This is a genomic window from Streptomyces sp. NPDC036813 (assembly GCF_055609245.1).
Map to the genome: position 1 here is coordinate 418,866 of NZ_JBVJPV010000004.1, position 18,896 is coordinate 437,761.

Consider the following 18,896-nt stretch of genomic DNA (forward strand, 5'->3'; position numbering starts at 1 on the left):
CCCGTGGGCGGGGGGGGGGCCCCGCCGCGCCCCCCCGCGGGGGGGGGGGGGGGGGGGGGCCGGGGGCCGGGGGGGGCCCCCACCGGGGGGGGGGGGGGCCCGGTGGGGGCCCCCCCCGCCCCCGGGAGCGACGATTTCCCGCCGGATCAGTACGGCCAGACCGGCGGGTCGGTGACGAAGTGGCCGCCCAGGCGGGCATGCGCCTCGTTGTCCGGCTCCAGCTCGCCCTGCTCGGCGATCAGCTTCGCAGCGTACGGTTCGGAGTCGTCCTGCGGCTCGTAGCCGAGCGCTCGCGCGGAGGTCAGGTCCCACCACAGGCGCGTGTTGGCGGAGGAGCCGTGGACCACGGTGTGGCCGACGTGCTCGGCGGTCAGGGCGGCGTGGAAGAGGCGGGCGCCGTCGGCCGGGCTCATCCACACCGACAGCATGCGCACGCTGGTCGGCTCCGGGAAGCAGGAGCCGATGCGCACCGAGACGGTCTCCAGGCCGTGCTTGTCCCAGTACAGCTGGGCGAGGTCCTCGCCGAAGCACTTGGACAGGCCGTAGAAGGTGTCGGGGCGGTGCGGGGTGTCCACGGGGATCAGCGGATCGTCGCCCTGCGGCCGGGGGGTGTAGCCGACGGCGTGGTTGGAGGACGCGAAGACGATGCGCCGCACGCCTTCCTGCCGGGCGGCCTCGTACAGGTTGTAGGTGCCCTCGATGTTCGCCGCGAGGATCTTGCCGAAGGGGGCTTCCAGGGAGATGCCCGCGAGGTGGATGATCGCGTCGACGCCCCGGACGGCCTCCCGCAGGGCGTCCGCGTCGGCGAGGTCGGCGGTGATCGCCTCCGGTGCGTCCTCGATCGGGCGGACGTCGAGCAGGCGCAGCGCGTAGCCGTGCCCGGGGAGCAGGTCCCGCATCAGGGTGCCGAGTCCGCCGGCGGCGCCGGTGAGCAGAACGGTACGGGGAGCGGGCATCCTCGGTTCTCCTTGCATCAACGGCCGCATGTGTGGCGGGTATTCACATGCGTGGACACGCTAAAGATCGGTGTGTCGCGCCGTCAAGGGGTGCGCGGAGCAGCGGAATCCACGTGAACTCGCGGCGCGACCGGCGTGCCGGCACCGGCCCGCGTGCTTGACCGGCGGCAAGCGGGCTCCCTAGGCTGATGATGTTCATGAATATGGACGTCGATCAGACACATAATCGATCAGAAACGCCAGTGCCCCAGGGAGTGCCCGTGTCGCCAGTCCCCCTCGCCGCTCGACTCGGCGTCCCCGGCGGGCCGTTGTTCTTCCCCGTCACGGCCTACGGCCCCGACGGCTCGGTCGACCTCGACACCTACCGCACCCATGTGCGCCAGGGCGTCGAGGCCGGGGCCGCCGCCGTGTTCGCCTGCTGCGGCACCGGGGAGTTCCACGCGCTGACGCCGCAGGAGTTCGCGTCCTGCGTGCGCACGGCCGTCGAGGCCGCCGACGGACGCGTCCCCGTGCTCGCCGGCACCGGGTACGGCACCGCCCTCGCCACCCACTTCGCCCGGCTCGCCGAGGACGCCGGGGCCGACGGGCTGCTCGTCATGCCGCCGTACCTCGTCGTCGCGGGGCAGGAGGGGCTGCTGCGGCACTACCGCGAGATCGCCGCCGCGAGCGCCCTGCCGGTGATCGTCTACCAGCGCGACAACGCCGTGTTCACGCCGGACACGGTGGTCGAACTCGCCCGCACGCACGGCGTCATCGGCCTCAAGGACGGCCTCGGCGACCTCGACCTGATGCAGCGCACGGTCAGCGCGGTGCGCACCGAAGTACCGGGCTCCTTCCTGTACTTCAACGGCCTGCCGACCGCCGAGCTGACCCAGAGCGCCTACGGTGCCATCGGCGTCCCGCTGTACTCCTCCGCCGTCTTCTGCTTCGCCCCCGAGATCGCCCTCGCGTTCTACCGGGCGTTTCAGGACGGCGACCGGGCGACCGCCGACCGGCTCCTGGACGGCTTCTTCGGCCCCTTGGTCGAACTGCGCGCCCGGGGCCGCGGCTACGCCGTCTCCCTGGTCAAGGCGGGCGTGCGGCTGCGCGGACTGGACGTGGGCCAGGTGCGGCCCCCGCTGCACGAGCCCGCCGAGGACCATGTCAAGCAGCTCGCGCGCCTGATCGAGCGCGGACAGGCCCTGCTGGAGGAGGACAAGTGAAGGCGTCGGCGTTCGTCTACCCCTGGGACGTGGTGGGGGACCCGCAGGCACCGGCCCGGATCGCCGGCCTCGGCGTGGACCAGGTGACGCTGGCCGCCGCCTACCACTCCACGCGCGCGTTGACGCCCCGCCACCCGCACCACCGCGTCGTCACCGCCGAGTACGCCGCCGTGCTCTACCCGCCGGGCGAGGCGTGGCAGGAGCACAGCCTGCGCCCGTACCCGGCCGGGGACTGGGCGCCCGGCGACGCCTACGGCGAGGCCACCGCTGCGCTCGCCGACGCGGGCCTTCAGGTGCACAGCTGGGTGGTCCTCGCCCACAACTCCCGCCTGGGCGCCGAGCATCCGCACACCTCGGTCGTCAACGCCTACGGCGACCGCTACCCGTGGGCCCCGTGCATCGCACAGCCCGCCACGCGCGCGTACCTCGTCGCGCTCGCCGCCGAGGCCGCGGTACGGCCCGGGGCGCGCGGCACCGAGCTGGAGTCCCTCGGCTGGTACGGGCTCGCCCATCTGCACGCCCACGACAAGACGGGCGGCGTCCGGCTGGGGGAGGCCGGGCAGTACCTGATGTCGCTGTGCTTCTGCCCGTCCTGCCGGGAGGGCTACGGCCGCCACGGGCTGGACGCGGAGGAACTGGCCGCCGCCGTGCGCACCGCGCTGGAGCCGGTGTGGCGCGAGGAGCCGTGCGAGCCCGGCTGGGCCGGCGTCGAGAAGCTGCTCGGCGAGTCCCCGGCCGCCGCCACGCGCGCGTACCGCGACGAGACGGCCCGCACCCTCCAGGAGGAGGCCGTCGCCGCCGTCCGCGCCGCAGCGCCCGAGGGCTTCCAGGTGCTGCTGCACGCCGACCCGGTGTCGTACCACTGCGGCGCCAACGCCGGCGTCGACCCGGCGCACATCCTCTCCGTCGCGGACGGCGTGGTCGTGCCCTGCACCGGCGGCCCGGACCTGCTGGCGCCCTTCGCCGAGCAGCGCCGAGGTGTGCTCGCCGCCAACCTCACCGTGGTCACCGGCATGGGCGGCAGCCCGCACACCCTCGTGGCGGACACGGCACGCGCGCGTGACCTGGGCGCGAACGAGCTCCGCCTCTATCACGCGGGACTGGCGTCGGACGCCGACCTGGCGGCGGTGCGGGAGGCGTTGAGCGGGGGCTGACCGGACCCCGCCGGCCGCGCCGCCCCGGCGGCGGCCGCACGGCGCCCACCGAGCGGGCTGCGGGGTCCAGCGCGGTGACGGCGCCCTGCACGGAGGCGACACCGGTGCCGGCCGGGAGCGGCCGAGGCACGGCGGTCTCACACCGGGCTCGCGTCCGGCGGTGAGCCGACAGCCGCGCGGGACGCCCTCAGCAGCCGTCGAGCCGGGCCTGCCAGCAGCGCCACGCCCAGCGCGAGAAGGACCGCCCGGTGGTCCGCCGGCTCCACCAGTGCCGCGCCGAGGGCCAGGCCGGCCACGTTCGGTGCGAAGAGGAGCGTGTGGGCCGTGGCGACCGCCCGGCCCAGCAGCGGGCCTGGCACCTGCCGCTGCACCGCGGTGAGCGCCGCGATCAGCGCGCACGGCAGACCCGCCCCGATCGCCGCGCTGCTCACCAGCGCCACGGCCTCCCGCGGCACCGCCCGCGACGCCACCGCGACCGCCGTGAGCGCGATGCCGTACGCGGCGAACCGCCGTTCGCCCAGCCGCCGCAGCGCGGCCCCCGAGGTCAGTCCCGCCACCACCGAGCCCGCACCCTGTACGGCGGCGAGCACCCCGGCGTACGAGGCGGGCCGTCCCAGGGCGTCCACCACGGCGTACACCTGGGCGCCGTTGAGGCCGGCGAAGAACATCGTCGTGCCGCCCGCGACGACGAGCGGCCGCAGCCCCGGATGCGCCCACAGCGCGCGGACACCCTCGGCCGTGCACGCCCGCAGGCCGGTGCGCGGCCCGGGCGCGGTCTCCTCCACCCGCAGCCGGGCGTAGAGCAGCGTGGCGAGCACGAACGTCGCCGCGTCCAGCAGCGCCACGGCCGGGCCGCCGCACGCCGAGTACAGGCCGGCGCCCGCCAGCGGGGCCAGCAGTTTCATGCCTTCGGTGGCCGTCATCCGCAGCCCGTTGACGTCGCCGAGGAGCTGCGGGCCGACGGCGGCGGCGACCAGTGCCGACTCGGCCGCGTCGTGGACGACGCCGACGGCGCCGTAGACCAGGAGCACCGCGAGCACCAGCCACACGCCGGCGGCGGAATCCACCCACAGCAGGGTGGGCAGGAGGGCGGAAAGGAGCAGGTTGCACCCGATGAGCAGTGGTCTGCGGGGGACGCGGTCGGCGAGGGCGCCCAGCGCCGGGCCGGCAAGGGTGGGCGCCCACATCGCCGCCAGGCACAGCGCCGCCAGGCCGTCCGAGCCGGTGAGGTCCTTCACCCACACCCCCGACGCCAGCCACAGGGCCGACGTGCCGAAACCGGAGACCACCACGGTGGTCAGACACAGGCGCGCGGTGCGGTCGCGCAGCACGCGGCCCACCGTCCAGGTTGTCGTCATGCCTGGTCATCGTGCGGCTAAGGCCCCGGGGACGGGATCGGGAAGGTGCCGTAATCCGTACCGTGGTCCGCCATCCCGGCACCGATGAGTTCCGCGGCCCGCCTCGGTCCACCTTCCGAGTGGCCCACGACCCGCGTGGCCTCGATCCGCTCCGGGAGCACCGCATGAGTGACGACACGCCGACCTTCGACTTCGGACCGCAGGCCCGGCTCGTGGCCCGCCTCGCGGAGGGCGTGCGCGACGAGCAGCTCGCGGATCCCACGCCCTGCCCGGACTACGCGGTCCGCAACCTGCTCGGCCACCTCGCCGGCCTCGCCGTCGCCTTCCGGGACGCCGCGCGCAAGGATCTCGGGCCGACCACGGACACCCCGCCGGACGCGCACGTGCCGGACATCGGGCCCCACTGGCGCGCGGCACTGCCCAAGGCCCTCGACGAACTCGCCGACGCCTGGCGCGACCCGGCCGCATGGACCGGCATGACCCGCGCCGGCGGCGTCGACCTGCCCGCCGCGGTCACGGCGGCCGTCGCCATCGACGAACTGGTCGTCCATGCCTGGGACCTGGCCCGCGCCACCGGCCGGCCGTACGAGCCCGACCCGGTCGCGCTCCGGGCGGCGCACACCTTCCTCCAGGCGTCCACCGACGGCAACGGCAACGGCATCTTCGGCCCGGTGATCCCGGTCCCCCAGGACGCCCCGCTCCTGAACCGCGCGGTCGCCCTGAGCGGCCGCGACCCGCAGTGGACGCCTCGGTGACCTGAGTCGGTCGAAGAGGGCAGCGAGCCCCTTCACTCAGAATGGGTGAGCGCCGGGTTCGGTACGTTCGCGGAGTTGCGGCGGCACACCGATCCGGCGCGGCTCACCGCCGTATGGATCTCCCATCTGCACGCCGACCACAGCGCCGACCTGCTCGCCGCGGACAGCTTCGCCGACTGACCGGGCGACCGCCGCAGGGCTTCCGCCGTCGCTGAAGTGCGGGCGCGTGATGGCTGGTCGCGCAGTTCCCCGCGCCCCTGAGGCGCTGCATCCGGCGTACATCCGCCACCCTCGTCGAGACCGCACGGAGCTCCAGGCGCCCCACCCTCCACCGAACTCGCCCGCGACGGGCGACCTGTTCCTGACGGCCACCGCCCGGGAAGGCGACACCCGCACCGTCTGAGAGCACCTCGACCCTCTTTTGTCAGAAGCATTGACGAAACACGCGCGCGCTCCTACCTTCATCGCGTCGTACCTCGTACGTCATATATGAGACGCGATATGTGAGATCCCATACGCGGACCCCGGTCCCGCGAAGATCCGAGAGGCGCGCATGACCTCTGTGCCCACGCCGATCCCCTCCCGTACGCAGTTCGTGCTGGAGGAGATCAAACGCCGCATCCTCACCGGCCGGTTGACGCCGGGTCAGGCCCTTGTCGAGACCGAGCTGGCCGCGCAGTTCGGGGTGTCCAAGACCCCGGTGCGCGAGGCGCTGAAGACGCTCGCCGGGACAGGTCTCGTCGTGATGAGCCAGTACAAGGGCGTCACGGTGCGCATGGTGGACGCGGACATGGCGCGCGAGGTCTACGACGTGCGACTGCTCCTCGAACCCGAGGCGCTGAAGCGGGCCGTGCGGCGCGGCGCCTCCCTCGACGCCGCCCAGGCCGCGCTGACCCGTGCCGACGACGCCACCGACACCGCCGAACGCTCCCTCGCCAACCGCGAGTTCCACCGCGCCCTGTACCTGCCGTGCGGCAACCCGCTGCTCGGCCGGATGCTCGACGAGGTCCGTGACCAGGCCGCCCTGGTCTCCGCCGTCGCCTGGGCCGCCGACCCCTCCTGGGAGCGGGAGGCCGCCGAGCACCGCGAGATCCTGCGGCTCGCCCTCGCGGGCGACGCGGACGGCGCGGGCCGGGCCCTGCACGCCCACATCGCGTCGTTCGTCCGGCGCGCGTTCCCCGAGGCCGGCCCCCTCACCGAAAACCAGGCCCAGGACCAGGACCAGGAAGGTCAGGCATGAGCAGCGTGGCGTTCGAGATCCAGCGGGCGGCCCTGGCCGACGTGGTGGCGATCCCGGTGACCCCGTTCGCCGAGGACGGCACGATCGACGCCGCCACCCACCGGTTGCTGCTGCGCCGCCTGCTCGACGGCGGCATCACCACCCTCACCCCGGGCGGCAACACCGGCGAGTTCTACGCCCTCACCCCCGACGAGCGCCGCCAGGTCACCGAGCTGACCATCGAGGAGGCCGGCGAGCGCGCCGTCATCCTCGTCGGCGTCGGCCACGACGTGCCCACCGCCGTCGCCTCCGCCCGGCACGCCCGTGAACTCGGCGCGCAGATGGTGATGGTCCACCAGCCGGTCCACCCCTACGTCTCGCAGTCCGGCTGGGTCGACTACCACCGCGCCATCGCCGAGGCCGTGCCCGAGCTGGGCGTCGTGCCCTACATCCGCAACCCGCAGCTCACCGGTGCCCGCCTGGCCGAACTCGCCGACGCCTGCCCGAACGTCATCGGCGTCAAGTACGCCGTCCCGGACGCCGCCCGCTTCGGCGCCTTCGCCCGCGACGCCGGCCTCGACCGCTTCGTATGGGTCGCCGGACTCGCCGAGCCGTACGCGCCGTCCTACTTCTCCGCCGGCGCCACCGGTTTCACCTCCGGGCTCGTCAACGTCGCCCCGGCCGTCTCCCGGAACATGATCGAGGCCCTGCGCGCCGGTGACTACCCGGCCGCCATGAAGGTCTGGGAGCAGATCCGCCGCTTCGAGGAGCTGCGCGCCGCCAACGGCAGCGCCGACAACGTCACGGTCGTCAAGGAGGCCCTCGCCTCCCTCGGCCTGTGCCGCCGCGACGTACGCCCGCCGAGCCGCCCGCTGCCCGAGCACGAGCGCGCCGAGGTCGCCGCCATCGCCGCCGGATGGTCCATATGAACACACCCCGCAAGAAGCCCGAAGAACTCAGAAGCCACCAGTGGTACGGCACCGACGGGCTGCGCTCCTTCAGTCACCGCGCCCGCACCCGTCAGCTCGGCTACCTCCCCGAGGAGCACCTCGGCAAGCCGGTCATCGCCGTCCTCAACACCTGGTCCGACATCAACCCCTGCCACGTCCACCTGCGGGAGCGCGCCCAGGCCGTGAAGCGGGGCGTGTGGCAGGCCGGGGGCTTCCCGCTCGAATTCCCGGTCTCCACCCTCAGCGAGACCTTCCAGAAGCCGACCCCGATGCTCTACCGCAACCTCCTCGCCATGGAGACGGAGGAGCTGCTGCGGTCGTACCCGGTCGACGGGGCCGTGCTGATGGGCGGCTGCGACAAGTCCACGCCGGCCCTCCTCATGGGCGCCGCGTCCGCCGGTCTGCCCGCCGTGTTCGTGCCCGCCGGGCCCATGCTGCCCGGCCACTGGCGCGGCGAGGTCCTCGGCTCCGGCACCGACATGTGGAAGTACTGGGACGACAAGCGGGCCGGCCTCATCGGCGACTGCGAGATGCAGGAACTGGAAAGCGGCCTGGCCCGCTCGCCCGGCCACTGCATGACCATGGGGACGGCGTCCACGCTCACCGCCGCCGCCGAGGCCCTCGGCGTCACCGTGCCGGGCGCGTCCAGCATCCCGGCCATCGACTCCGGACACGACCGGATGGCCGCCAGGGCCGGCATGACCGCCGTCGACCTGGTCCACAAGGACCGCAGGATCGGCGACCTCCTCACCCGGGAGGCGTTCGAGGACGCCGTCACCACCGTCCTCGGCCTCGGCGGCTCCACCAACGCCGTCATCCACCTGATCGCCATGGCCGGCCGGGCCGGCGTCGCCCTCACCCTCGACGACTTCGACCGCATCGCCCGCACGGTCCCGGTCCTCGCCAACGTCCGCCCCGGCGGACAGACGTACCTGATGGAGGACTTCCACTTCGCCGGCGGCCTGCCCGGCTTCCTCTCCCGCATCCCGGACCTGCTGCACCTGGACCGGCCGACCGTCTGCCACGACACCCTGCGCGAGCAGATCGCCGGGGCACGGGTGCACCACGACGAGGTCATCCGGCCACGCGACAACCCGGTCGCGAGCGAGGGCGGCGTCGCCGTACTGCGCGGCAACCTGTGCCCGGACGGCGCCGTCGTCAAGCACATCGCCGCCGAACCGCATCTGCTCAAGCACACCGGCCCCGCAGTCGTCTTCGACGACTACCGGACCATGCAGCGCACCATCGACGACCCCGCGCTCGGCATCACCGCCGACAGCGTTCTCGTGCTGCGCAACGCAGGCCCCAAGGGCGGCCCCGGCATGCCCGAGTACGGCATGCTGCCCATCCCGCGGCACCTGCTCAAGCAGGGCGTGCGCGACATGGTGCGGATCTCCGACGCCCGCATGAGCGGCACGAGCTACGGCGCCTGCGTGCTGCACGTGGCCCCCGAGTCGTACGTCGGCGGACCCCTCGCGCTGGTCGAGACCGGCGACCTGATCACCCTCGACGTCGACGCCCGCTCCCTCCATCTGCATGTGGACGACGACGAGCTTCAGCGCCGCCGGGCCGCGTGGACGCCGCCGCCCACCCGGTACGAGCGCGGTTACGGCGCGCTCTACAACGACCAGATCACCCAGGCCGACACCGGCTGCGACTTCGCGTTCCTCGCCCGGCCCGGCACGGTGCAGGACCCGTACGCCGGCTGAACTCCCCGCCACCGCACGCCTGCTCGACGCCTGCACCCCGAGAAAGCGCTTCCCGCACGACGTACCAGAACGGAGAACAGTCATGGCCCAAGCCGCAGCCGTGGCGAAACCGCCCGCGCCACCGAGGCGGCGCCGTGCCTCCGCCACGCCGCGCAGGCTGCCGTACCTGCTGATCGCGCCCGCCGCCCTGCTGATGCTCGGCTTCATCGCCTACCCCGTCATCAGCGTCTTCTACTACAGCCTGCAGAACTACAACCCCACCAAGCCCTGGCGGAACGGCTTCGCGGGCCTCGGCAACTTCGTCCACGCCTTCACCGACGACCCGCAGTTCTGGGACACCCTCACCTTCAGCGCCAAGTGGGTCGTCGTCGAGGTCGGGCTGCAACTGCTGCTGGGCCTGGCGCTGGCCCTCATCGTCAACCAGACCTTCGCGGGCCGGGCGCTGGGACGCGCCCTGGTGTTCTCCCCGTGGGCGGTCTCCGGCGTGCTCACCTCCGCGATCTGGGTACTGCTCTACAACTCCCAGACCGGCATCACCCGGTACCTGGCCGACCTCGGTATCGGCTCCTACGGCACCAGCTGGCTGTCGGACACCTCCACCGTCTTCCCGGCGGCCGTGGTCGCCGACCTGTGGCGCGGCGTGCCGTTCTTCGCGATCCTCATCCTCGCCGACCTCCAGTCCGTCTCGAAGGACCTGTACGAGGCCGCCGAGGTCGACGGGGCGAGCCGGCTCAAGCAGTTCTGGCACATCACGCTGCCGCACCTGAAGGACGCGATCGTCCTGTCCACGCTTCTGCGCGCGGTGTGGGAGTTCAACAACGTCGACCTGCTCTACACCCTCACCGGCGGCGGCCCGGCCGGCGAGACCACCACGCTGCCCCTCTACATCGCCCGCACCTCCGTCGACGCCCACAACTTCGGCTACGCGTCCGCCCTGACCACGGTCGCGTTCGTGATCCTGCTCTTCTGCTCGATGGTCTATCTGCGGCTGAGCAAGTTCGGAGGCGACAAGTGATCACCGAGATCGCTCCGGCACCCGAGCGCGTGGTGCCCGAACCCGCCCGGCCACGCGGGCGGCGCCGCGCATGGGACCAGGTCCCGCGCCGGCAGATCTACCTGCCCCTGTCGGTCTACCTGGTCTTCACGCTGGTCCCCTTCTACTGGATCCTGCTGTTCGCGCTGCGCCCCGCGGGCTCCACCTCGCTGGTGCCGTGGCCGCTGACCTTCGACCACTTCGAGAAGGTGTGGACGGAACGGTCCTTCGGCACCTACTTCGGCAACAGCGTGCTGGTGGGTCTGGCCACCCTGGTGATGACCACCGTCGTGGCGCTGGCCGGCGGCTACGCCCTCGCCCGGTTCGACTTCAAGGTCAAGCGGGGCTTCATGCTGGCGCTGCTGTGCTCGCAGTTCGTGCCCGGTGCGCTGCTGCTGGTGCCGCTGTTCCAGATCTTCGCCGAGCTGAAGATGATCAACTCGCTGGGCAGCGTGATCATCGCCGAGACGGTCTTCCAGCTGCCGCTGTCGATGATCCTGATCAGCAACTTCATCAAGAACGTGCCGTACTCGCTGGAGGAAGCCGCCTGGGTCGACGGCTGCAACCGGCTGCGGGCCTTCCGGGTCGTCGTGCTGCCGCTGCTGCGCCCGGGCCTGATCGCCGTCGGCTCCTTCGCCTTCGTGCACTCCTGGAACCACTTCCTGTTCGCCCTGATGTTCCTCAACAACCAGGACAAGCAGACCATCCCGGTCGGCCTCAACTCCCTGATGAGCGCCGACAGCGTCGACCTCGGCGCCCTGGCCGCGGGCGGCATCATCGCCGCCGTCCCCGTGGTCGTCGTCTTCGCGTTCATCCAGAAGTGGCTCATCACCGGATTCAGTGCGGGGGCGGTGAAGGGGTGAGCGTGCGACACTTCGCGCCGCGTGGGGAGGACACGGTGACCTGCGACGAGCCCCTTCCCGTCGTGCTGGCCGGCGCCCGCGGCCACGGGCTCTGGCACCTGGCGAACATCCGCCGCCTCCAGGACCGGGGCGTGGTCCGGCTCGCCGGTGTCTGCGAACTCACCCCCCTCACCGAGGAGGAATTCGGTGGCGGCCTGCCGCCCCAGTCGTCCGACCTCGCCGCCCTGCTGGACTCCACCGGCGCCCGGATCGCCGTCGTCTGCACCCCGATCCCCACCCACACCGACCTCGCGCTCGCCGCCGCCGAGCGGGGTGTGCACCTGCTGCTGGAGAAGCCGCCCGCACCCTCGTACGCCGCGTACCGCCGGATGGCCGACGGGGTCGCCCGGGCCGGTGTCGCCTGCCAGATCGGCTTCCAGTCGCTCGGTTCGCACGCCCTGCCCGCCATCCGCGAGATGATCGCCGACGGCGTCATCGGCGAGGTGCGGGGCGTGGGCGGCGCCGGCGCCTGGGCCCGCGCCGAGAGCTACTTCCGGCGGGCGCCCTGGGCGGGCCGGCGGCGGCTGGACGGCACCGACGTGGTCGACGGGGTGCTCACCAACCCCCTCGCGCACGCCGTCGCCACCGCCCTGGCGCTGGACGGCTCGACGGGCGCCGGCGACGTCACCGGCGTGGAGACCGAGTTGCTGCGCGCCAACGCCATCGAGTCCGACGACACGTCCTGCGTGCGGATCACCACCGCACACGGCCGCCCCGTCGTCGTCGCCGCCACGCTGTGCGCCGAGCAGCCCGACGAACCGTATGTCCTGGTGCACGGCAGCCGGGGCCGGATCACCTTCTGGTACAAGCAGGACCGGGTGCTGCTCCAGCGCGCCGGTCACGGACCGGAGGAGTTCGAGTACGGCCGCACCGACCTGCTCGCCAACCTCGTCGACCACCTCACCGACGGCGCCGGACTGCTCGTCCCGCCGGACGCCACCGGCGCCTTCATGAAGGTGGTGGAGGAGATCCGGCTGGCCCCCGACCCCCTCCAGCTGCCCGCCCACGCCTGGCATCTGCTGCCCGAGGAAGGCCGCCGGGTCGTCCACGGCGTGGACGGCCTGGTCGCCGCCGCCGCCGACACCCTCGCCCTGTACTCCGAACTCGGCGCCCCCTGGGCCCCGAGCGCACCGCCGAGAGAGGTGAGCACCCGATGACCGCCCACGACGGCCCCGTCCTGCGGGTCGCCGGCCGCCCCGTCGGCCGCTACGTCATCCGCCCCGAGCTGCCCGCCCGGCTCTCCCCGCGCCCCTACCTGCACCCCGTCACCACCCTGGCCGGCACCACGGTCACCGAGCTGACCCCCGCCGACCACGCACACCACCTCGGCGTCGGTGTCGCCGTTCCCGACGTCGAGGGGCACAACTTCTGGGGCGGACGCACCTTCGTACGCGACCGGGGCCCGACCGAGCTGGACAACCACGGCGCGCAGCGGCACACCGCGTTCCCGCTGCGCGACCCGGACGGCTTCGTGGAGGAGCTGCGCTGGGTGGCGGCCGGTGCGGAGCTGCTGCGTGAGCGGCGCACGGTCGCGGCCACCCACCTCACGTCCACCGCGTGGGCGCTGGACTTCACCTTCTCCCTCACCAACGTCACCCCCGGCCCGCTGTCCTTCGGCAGCCCCGCCACCAACGGCCGCCCCGGCGCCGGGTACGGCGGCTTCTTCTGGCGCGCCCGCAAGGAGGCCGAGCCGCCGGCGGTGTTCACCGCCGGCGCCGAGGGCGAGGACGCGGTGCACGGCCGCCGCGCCGACTGGCTGGCCCTCGCCGGCTCCGGCTGGACGCTGGTCTTCGCCGGCGCCACCGACGTGACCCGGCGCGATGCGTGGTTCGTGCGCGCCGCCGAGTATCCCGGCGTCGGCTCCTGCCTGGCGGCCGCCGGACGGCTCACGGTCCCGGCCGGTGACACCGTCGTACGGCGGATCGTCACCGTCGTCGCGGACGGCCGGCCGGACCGGGACGAGGCGGCGGCCCTGGTCAGAAAGGCGGTGGCCCAGTGACCACGTACGCCAACCCGGTCCTGAACGCCGACTGGTCCGACCCGGACGTGGTCCGCGTCGGCGACGACTTCTACCTCACCGCTTCCAGCTTCGGCCGCGCCCCCGGCCTGCCCCTGCTGCACTCCCGTGACCTCGTCAACTGGACCCTCGTCGCTCATGCCCTCGAACGCCTGGAACCGGAAGCCGAGTTCGCGCGGCCCCGGCACGACTGCGGCGTCTGGGCGCCGTCGATCCGCCATCACGACGACCGGTTCTGGATCTTCTGGGGCGACCCCGACCAGGGCATCTTCCAGGTCAACGCGCCCGGGATCCGCGGCCCGTGGACCCGTCCGCACCTGCTGAAGGGAGGAAAGGGCCTGATCGACCCCTGCCCGCTGTGGGACGACGAGAGCGGCGAGGCCTACCTCGTCCACGCCTGGGCCAGGTCCCGCGCCGGCGTCAAGAACCGCCTCACCGGCCACCGCATGCACCCCGACGCCACCTCGCTGCTCGACGAGGGCAAGCTGATCGTCGACGCCGACCGCATCCCCGGCTGGTTCACCCTGGAGGGTCCCAAGCTCTACCGGCACGACGGCTGGTTCTGGATCCTGGCGCCCGCCGGGGGAGTGGAGACCGGCTGGCAGGGCGCCTTCCGCGCACGGGACTTCTTCGGCCCGTACGAGGAGCGGATCGTCCTGGAACAGAAGGACACCGACGTCAACGGCCCGCACCAGGGAGGCTGGGTGCGCACGGCGGCCGGCGAGGACTGGTTCCTGCACTTCCAGCAGCGCGGCGCCTACGGCCGGGTCGTCCACCTCCAGCCGATGCGCTGGGGTGCCGACGGCTGGCCGGTGCTCGGCAACGACGGCGCCCCCGTCGCCGTACACACCCGGCCCGCCGTGGCGCCGCAGCCGCCGTCCGCGCCCGCCGGCGACGACGACTTCCCCGGCGGACGGTACGGACGCCAGTGGCAGTGGACCGCCAACCCCCAGGACGGCTGGGCCACCCAGCACTCCGGCGACGGCCTGCGCCTGACCTGCGTCCGTTCGGCCGACGCGCACGACCTGCGCACCCTGCCGAACCTGCTCACCCAGCGGCTGCCCGGCCTGCCCAGCGCCGTCGAGGTCGAGCTGCGCCTGGACGCCGAGGAGCCGGGGGCCCGGGCCGGGCTCGCGGTGCTCGGGGACGCGTTCGGCTGGATCGGGCTCGAACGGGGCGCCGACGGCGGTGTCCACCTGGTGCACCGGTTCGCCGAGCCGGTGGCGGAGGCCGAACGCGACGCCTCCCACCCGCGCCCCGCGCCCGAGGGCCGGGCCCGGCTGCGCATCGAGATCGGCGCCGGCGCGCGCTGCCGCTTCCTCTACGACACCGGGGCGGGCCTCACGCCCTCCGGCCCCGTCTTCGCCGCCACCCCGTGGCGCTGGGTCGGTGCACTGCTCGGCCTGTTCGCGCTGGCGCCCGAGGGCACGGGACACGCCGGCGCGGCGACCTTCACGCAGTTCCGCATCACCGCTCTGTAACCCCCTTTCTTCGTACGCCTGTTGGGAGCCGCCATGACACACGTCCCTGGCAAGCGCTTGCCGAGACCGGGAGTCGCCCTGGCCGCCGTCGCCGGCCTGCTCGCCGCACTGGGCCTCGGCGCGGCCGGCGAAGCGAAGGCCGGCACAGCCGGTGCCGCGGGGTCCGTCCCGGTTCCCGCCGCGGAGCGCTGGACCGACCAGCCGCACGGCTTCGCCACTCTCGCCGCCGGCACCACCGGCGGTGCCGGCGGCAAGGTCGTCACCGTCACCGACCAGGCCTCGCTCGCGCGGGGCACGGCCTTCGAGTCACGTAAGTTCTGCGCCTACCGCCTGGACCCGGCGGCCGCCGTCCCGGCCCTGGTCCAGCGCTTCTCCGGCCCGCAGAAGCAGATCGGCGACGCGGTGACACCACGGGTCCCCGGCACCTGTCCGACCGCGCAGTCCGCGGTGGACGCCGTGCCCGCCCCCACCGCCGGCAGCCACCCGGTGCGGGCGCCGCAGACCCGTCACTGATTGCCACCCCCTCATGTCCGACCCGGATCCGGAAGAAGAGAGCCGACCAATGAAGAGCAGCAATCGCAGAAGCAGGCGTGCCGCGCTGGCCGTCGCCCTGGGCTCCGCGCTCGCCCTGACCGCCACCGCCTGCGGCGACGACGGCAGTGGCGCGGGCGGGGACAAGGGGTCCGAGGGCAGCGGCAAGGGGGAGATCGTCTTCTGGGACAACAACGGCGGTGTCCGCACCGACATCTGGAAGGAGGTCATCGCCGACTTCGAGAAGGCCAACCCCGGCATCAAGGTCAAGTACGTCGGCATCGCCGCCAAGGAGTACCAGTCCAAGGTGGACACCGCGATCCAGGGCGGCGGCCTGCCGGACGTCGGCGGGGTCGGCGCGGCGACGCTCGCGGAGTTCTCCGCGCAGAACGCGCTGGAGCCGCTGGACGAGAGGCTCGCCAAGTCGTCGCTGAACGGCAAGCTGAACAAGGACATGGTCGCCTCGCTGAAGGCCGCGGGCGGCGGTGACGGCACCCTGTACTCCATCCCGGCCTCCGCCAACAACGGCGTGCTGTACTACCGCACCGACCTGTTCCAGAAGGCCGGGCTGGACGCGCCGACGACCTGGGAGAAGTTCTACGAGGCGGCGCAGAGGCTCACCGACGCCAAGAAGAACGCGTTCGGCTACACCATCCGAGGCGGCGCCGGGTCCATCGCGCAGGCGCTGGACGCGATGTACGGGCAGTCCGGGATCACGTCGTTCTGGAACGGCGACAGGACCACGGTGAACGACCCGAAGAACGTGGCGGCGCTGGAGAAGTACGCGGCGCTGTACAAGAAGGTCACTCCGGCCGCCGACGTGAACAACGACTTCACGAAGATGGTCGCCCAGTGGGACTCCGGCACGATCGGCATGCTCAACCACAACCTGGGCTCCTACCAGGACCATGTGAAGGCGCTCGGCGCCGCGAAGTTCCGCGGCATTCCACAGCCGACGGGGCCGGGCGGGAAGCGCGTCCAGGTCTCCAATCCGGTCGACGGGCTCGGGCTGTTCAAGAGCTCGAAGAACAAGGAGGCCGGCTGGAAGTTCATCGAGTTCGCCCTCTCGCACGCGGAGAACTCCAAGTTCAACGAGTCGGCGGGGCAGGTGCCGGCCAACACGGAGGCCTCCGGCGATGCGTGGATCCAGAAGGCGGAGCCGACGAAGCTGGCCGCTGCCGCGTTGAGTGACGGGTCCACGGCGATCGTGCAGTTGCCGTACTACCTGCCCGACTGGAACACGATTTCCAAGGCGGACAACGAGCCGGGCTTCCAGAAGGTGCTGCTCGGGAAGATGTCGGCGAAGGAGTTCCTGGACACGCTCGCCGATCAGCTGAACAAGGCTCAGGCCGATTGGAAACAGAATCACTGAGAGCTCGGGTGGTTCCGGTTCGTGGGCGGGCTCTTTGTGGTCGATCGCGCCCCGCGGTGGCGCCGCACATCGATACCGCCCCGCGCCCCTGAGGTCAGTTGCCCGCCCCTGCGCCGAAAGGCACTCCCTGTGTCCCTCAGCCGTAGATCCGTCCTCGCCGCCGTTCCTCTCACCGTTGCCGCAACTCCCTCCCCCAAGGAATCCCGCACCCTCTACATCGCCGGTGATTCCACCGCCGCGCAGAAATACGCCGATGCCGCGCCCGAGACCGGGTGGGGAATGGCGTTGCCGTTCTTTCTGCGCCACGACATCGCCGTCGCCGATCAGGCGATGAACGGGCGCAGTTCCAAGAGCTTCGTCGACGAGGGCCGGCTCGACGCCATCCTCTCCGTGATCCGGCCCGGTGACCTTCTGCTCGTCCAGTTCGCACACAATGACGAGAAGGCCACCGATCCCACGCGCCACACCGAGCCGTGGACGACGTACCGGGACTACCTGCGCCGGTATCTCGACGGGGCCCGGCGGCGCGGCGCGCGGCCTGTGCTCGTCACGCCCGTGGAGCGGCGGCGGTTCGACGCCGCGGGCAACGCCCAGCCGACGCACGGCGACTACCCGGCGGCCATGCGGGCGCTCGCCGAGGCGGAAAGGGTGGCGCTGCTGGACGTCCAGCGGCTGTCGCTCGCGCTGTGGCAGGAGCTGGGCGTCGAGGAGACCAAGACGTACTTCAACTGGACCGCGACCGAGCAGGACAACACCCACTTCAATCCGCCCGGCGCGATCGCCGTGGCCCGGCTCGTGGCCCGTGAGCTGCTGCGCACCCGGGTGCTCGCACCGCGCGACACGCGCCGGCTGGACGACGAGATCCCCGCGTCCTGGATCACCTGGCCGGACGCCACCGCCTGACCCGCCCCCTTCGAGAAGGAGAGCCGCACCATGCACGCACAACTATGGCATGTACATGCTATGAAGAGAGTCGCCGCGCTCGTCGGCTGCACCGCGCTCGTGCTGTCCGTCGCCGGGACCGCCTCCGCCCACGGGCAGCACCGCGACCCGGCACGGCAGGTGCTCGGCGCGCGGGACGGCTGGGGTGCCTTCGGGACCGGCACCACCGGCGGGGCCGCTGCCGACGCCGCGCACGTCTACAGCGTCGGCACCTGGGCGGAGTTCAAGGCCGCGCTCGCCGCCGGCGGCGACGCACCGAAGATCATCAAGGTGACGGGGACGATCGACGCCGTCTCCGAGGGCTGCGACGCCTTCGCCGCGCCCGGCTACGACTTCGCCGCCTACCTGGACACGTACGCGCCGGAGAAATGGGGGTACGACACCGACCTGGAGAAGGAGCCGGCCGACAGCCCCGAGGGCCTGCGCCGGGTGTCCGCCGCCGCCCAGGCCAACGAGATCAAGGCGACCGTGCCCGCCAACACCACGATCATCGGGACGGGCCCGGGCGCCGGCTTCAAGGGCGCGAGCCTGCAGATCAGCGGCGTCGACAACGTCATCGTCCGCAACCTCACCTTCGAGAGCCCGCTCGACTGCTTCCCGCAGTGGGACCCCACCGACGGCGCGAGCGGGAACTGGAACTCCGAGTACGACAGCGCCGTCGTCCACGGCTCCACCCATGTCTGGCTGGACCACAACACCTTCACCGACGGCGCGCACCCGGACTCGTCGCTGCCGGTGTACTTCGGCATGACCTACCAGCAGCACGACGGCGAGCTGGACATCGTCAAGGGCGCCGACTACGTCACGGCCTCCTGGAACGTCTTCGCCGACCACGACAAGACGATCCTCATCGGCAACAGCGACAGCGCCGCGACGGCCGCTGTGGACCGCGGGCATCTGAAGGTCACCTTCCACCACAACCTGTTCCGCGACCTGGTCGAGCGGGCGCCGCGTGTACGGTTCGGCCAGGTCGACTCCTACAACAACCACTTCGTGGCCGGCGACGGCTACTCCTACAGCTACGGCATCGGCATGGAGTCCCAGCTGGTCGCCGAGCACAACGCCTTCACGCTGCCCGCGAGCACCCCGGCCGGGAAGATCCTCAAGAAGTGGAAGGAAGCCCCGGTCACCGCCGCGGACAACTACGTCAACGGCCGCCCGACCGACCTGATCGCCGTGCACAACGCACAGATCCCGGGCGAGACACTCGTCTCCGGTGCCGGCTGGACGCCCGCCCTGCGTACCCACGTCGACCCGCCGCGCGCCGTGCCCGGCATCGTCGACCACGGCGCGGGCGCCGGAAAGGTCCGCTGAC

General features: G+C 72.5%; 17 protein-coding genes and 1 pseudogene. 16 read left to right on the top strand and 2 right to left on the bottom strand.

Features of this window, described 5'->3' with window-relative positions; genetic code table 11:
- Positions 1-146: 146 nt before the first annotated feature.
- Positions 147-956 (bottom strand): NAD-dependent epimerase/dehydratase family protein, encoded by an 810-nt coding sequence (locus tag ACZ67Q_RS11885; RefSeq protein WP_471179816.1) that lies wholly within the window; start codon positions 954-956, stop codon positions 147-149.
- 260 nt (positions 957-1,216) lie between these two features.
- On the opposite strand from ACZ67Q_RS11885, the gene ACZ67Q_RS11890 reads away from it, so the two are divergent.
- Positions 1,217-2,158, top strand: a complete 942-nt coding sequence (locus ACZ67Q_RS11890) for a 5-dehydro-4-deoxyglucarate dehydratase (protein WP_471179819.1) — start codon at positions 1,217-1,219, stop codon at positions 2,156-2,158.
- Positions 2,155-3,312 (top strand): hypothetical protein, encoded by a 1,158-nt coding sequence (locus ACZ67Q_RS11895; protein WP_471179821.1) that lies wholly within the window; start codon positions 2,155-2,157, stop codon positions 3,310-3,312. The genes ACZ67Q_RS11890 and ACZ67Q_RS11895 overlap by 4 nt, the downstream gene beginning before the upstream one ends.
- A 137-nt stretch (positions 3,313-3,449) precedes the next feature.
- Here the strand turns inward: ACZ67Q_RS11895 and ACZ67Q_RS11900 are convergent, their stop codons facing one another.
- Entirely contained in the window at positions 3,450-4,670 is a 1,221-nt protein-coding gene (locus tag ACZ67Q_RS11900) for an MFS transporter (RefSeq protein WP_471179824.1), read from the bottom strand.
- Positions 4,671-4,834: 164 nt separating this feature from the next.
- Here ACZ67Q_RS11900 and ACZ67Q_RS11905 point away from each other — a divergent pair, with 164 nt between their 5' ends.
- From ACZ67Q_RS11905 to ACZ67Q_RS11970, 14 genes and pseudogenes are all read left to right on the top strand, one after another.
- Complete coding sequence (locus ACZ67Q_RS11905) at positions 4,835-5,425, top strand: TIGR03086 family metal-binding protein (protein WP_471179826.1); 591 nt, start codon at positions 4,835-4,837, stop codon at positions 5,423-5,425.
- Positions 5,426-5,467: 42 nt separating this feature from the next.
- Positions 5,468-5,587 (top strand): annotated as a pseudogene (locus ACZ67Q_RS11910) (MBL fold metallo-hydrolase); the annotation flags it as partial.
- A 391-nt stretch (positions 5,588-5,978) separates the two neighbouring features.
- Positions 5,979-6,665: a GntR family transcriptional regulator gene (locus ACZ67Q_RS11915; protein WP_471179829.1), complete on the top strand. Its 687-nt coding sequence runs from the start codon at positions 5,979-5,981 to the stop codon at positions 6,663-6,665.
- Complete coding sequence (locus ACZ67Q_RS11920; RefSeq protein ID WP_471179832.1) at positions 6,662-7,573, top strand: dihydrodipicolinate synthase family protein; 912 nt, start codon at positions 6,662-6,664, stop codon at positions 7,571-7,573. The genes ACZ67Q_RS11915 and ACZ67Q_RS11920 overlap by 4 nt, the downstream gene beginning before the upstream one ends.
- Positions 7,570-9,303 carry an L-arabinonate dehydratase gene (gene araD, locus ACZ67Q_RS11925; RefSeq protein ID WP_471179834.1) on the top strand — a complete coding sequence of 578 codons (1,734 nt, stop codon included), beginning with the start codon at positions 7,570-7,572 and terminating at the stop codon, positions 9,301-9,303. The genes ACZ67Q_RS11920 and araD overlap by 4 nt, the downstream gene beginning before the upstream one ends.
- Before the next feature lie 82 nt (positions 9,304-9,385).
- Positions 9,386-10,318: a carbohydrate ABC transporter permease gene (locus ACZ67Q_RS11930; protein ID WP_471179837.1), complete on the top strand. Its 933-nt coding sequence runs from the start codon at positions 9,386-9,388 to the stop codon at positions 10,316-10,318.
- Positions 10,315-11,199 (top strand): carbohydrate ABC transporter permease, encoded by an 885-nt coding sequence (locus tag ACZ67Q_RS11935; RefSeq protein WP_471179839.1) that lies wholly within the window; start codon positions 10,315-10,317, stop codon positions 11,197-11,199. The genes ACZ67Q_RS11930 and ACZ67Q_RS11935 overlap by 4 nt, the downstream gene beginning before the upstream one ends.
- 2 nt (positions 11,200-11,201) lie before the next feature.
- A complete protein-coding gene (locus ACZ67Q_RS11940; protein WP_471179842.1) occupies positions 11,202-12,395 on the top strand; it encodes a Gfo/Idh/MocA family protein in 1,194 nt (397 codons plus the stop codon).
- On the top strand, positions 12,392-13,237 hold the full coding sequence (locus tag ACZ67Q_RS11945; RefSeq protein ID WP_471179845.1) for a DUF6807 domain-containing protein: 846 nt from the start codon (positions 12,392-12,394) through the stop codon (positions 13,235-13,237). The genes ACZ67Q_RS11940 and ACZ67Q_RS11945 overlap by 4 nt, the downstream gene beginning before the upstream one ends.
- Positions 13,234-14,736, top strand: coding sequence for a glycoside hydrolase family 43 protein (locus ACZ67Q_RS11950; RefSeq protein ID WP_471179848.1), 1,503 nt, complete (start codon positions 13,234-13,236; stop codon positions 14,734-14,736). Before ACZ67Q_RS11945 ends, ACZ67Q_RS11950 begins: the two co-directional genes overlap by 4 nt.
- 33 nt (positions 14,737-14,769) lie before the next feature.
- Positions 14,770-15,249, top strand: coding sequence for a hypothetical protein (locus ACZ67Q_RS11955; protein WP_471179851.1), 480 nt, complete (start codon positions 14,770-14,772; stop codon positions 15,247-15,249).
- Positions 15,250-15,298: 49 nt separating this feature from the next.
- Positions 15,299-16,639, top strand: a complete 1,341-nt coding sequence (locus ACZ67Q_RS11960) for an ABC transporter substrate-binding protein (protein ID WP_471179853.1) — start codon at positions 15,299-15,301, stop codon at positions 16,637-16,639.
- A 129-nt stretch (positions 16,640-16,768) separates the two neighbouring features.
- Positions 16,769-17,542, top strand: a complete 774-nt coding sequence (locus ACZ67Q_RS11965) for a rhamnogalacturonan acetylesterase (protein WP_471179856.1) — start codon at positions 16,769-16,771, stop codon at positions 17,540-17,542.
- Positions 17,543-17,572: 30 nt separating this feature from the next.
- Positions 17,573-18,895: a pectate lyase family protein gene (locus ACZ67Q_RS11970; RefSeq protein WP_471179859.1), complete on the top strand. Its 1,323-nt coding sequence runs from the start codon at positions 17,573-17,575 to the stop codon at positions 18,893-18,895.
- Position 18,896 lies beyond the last annotated feature (1 nt).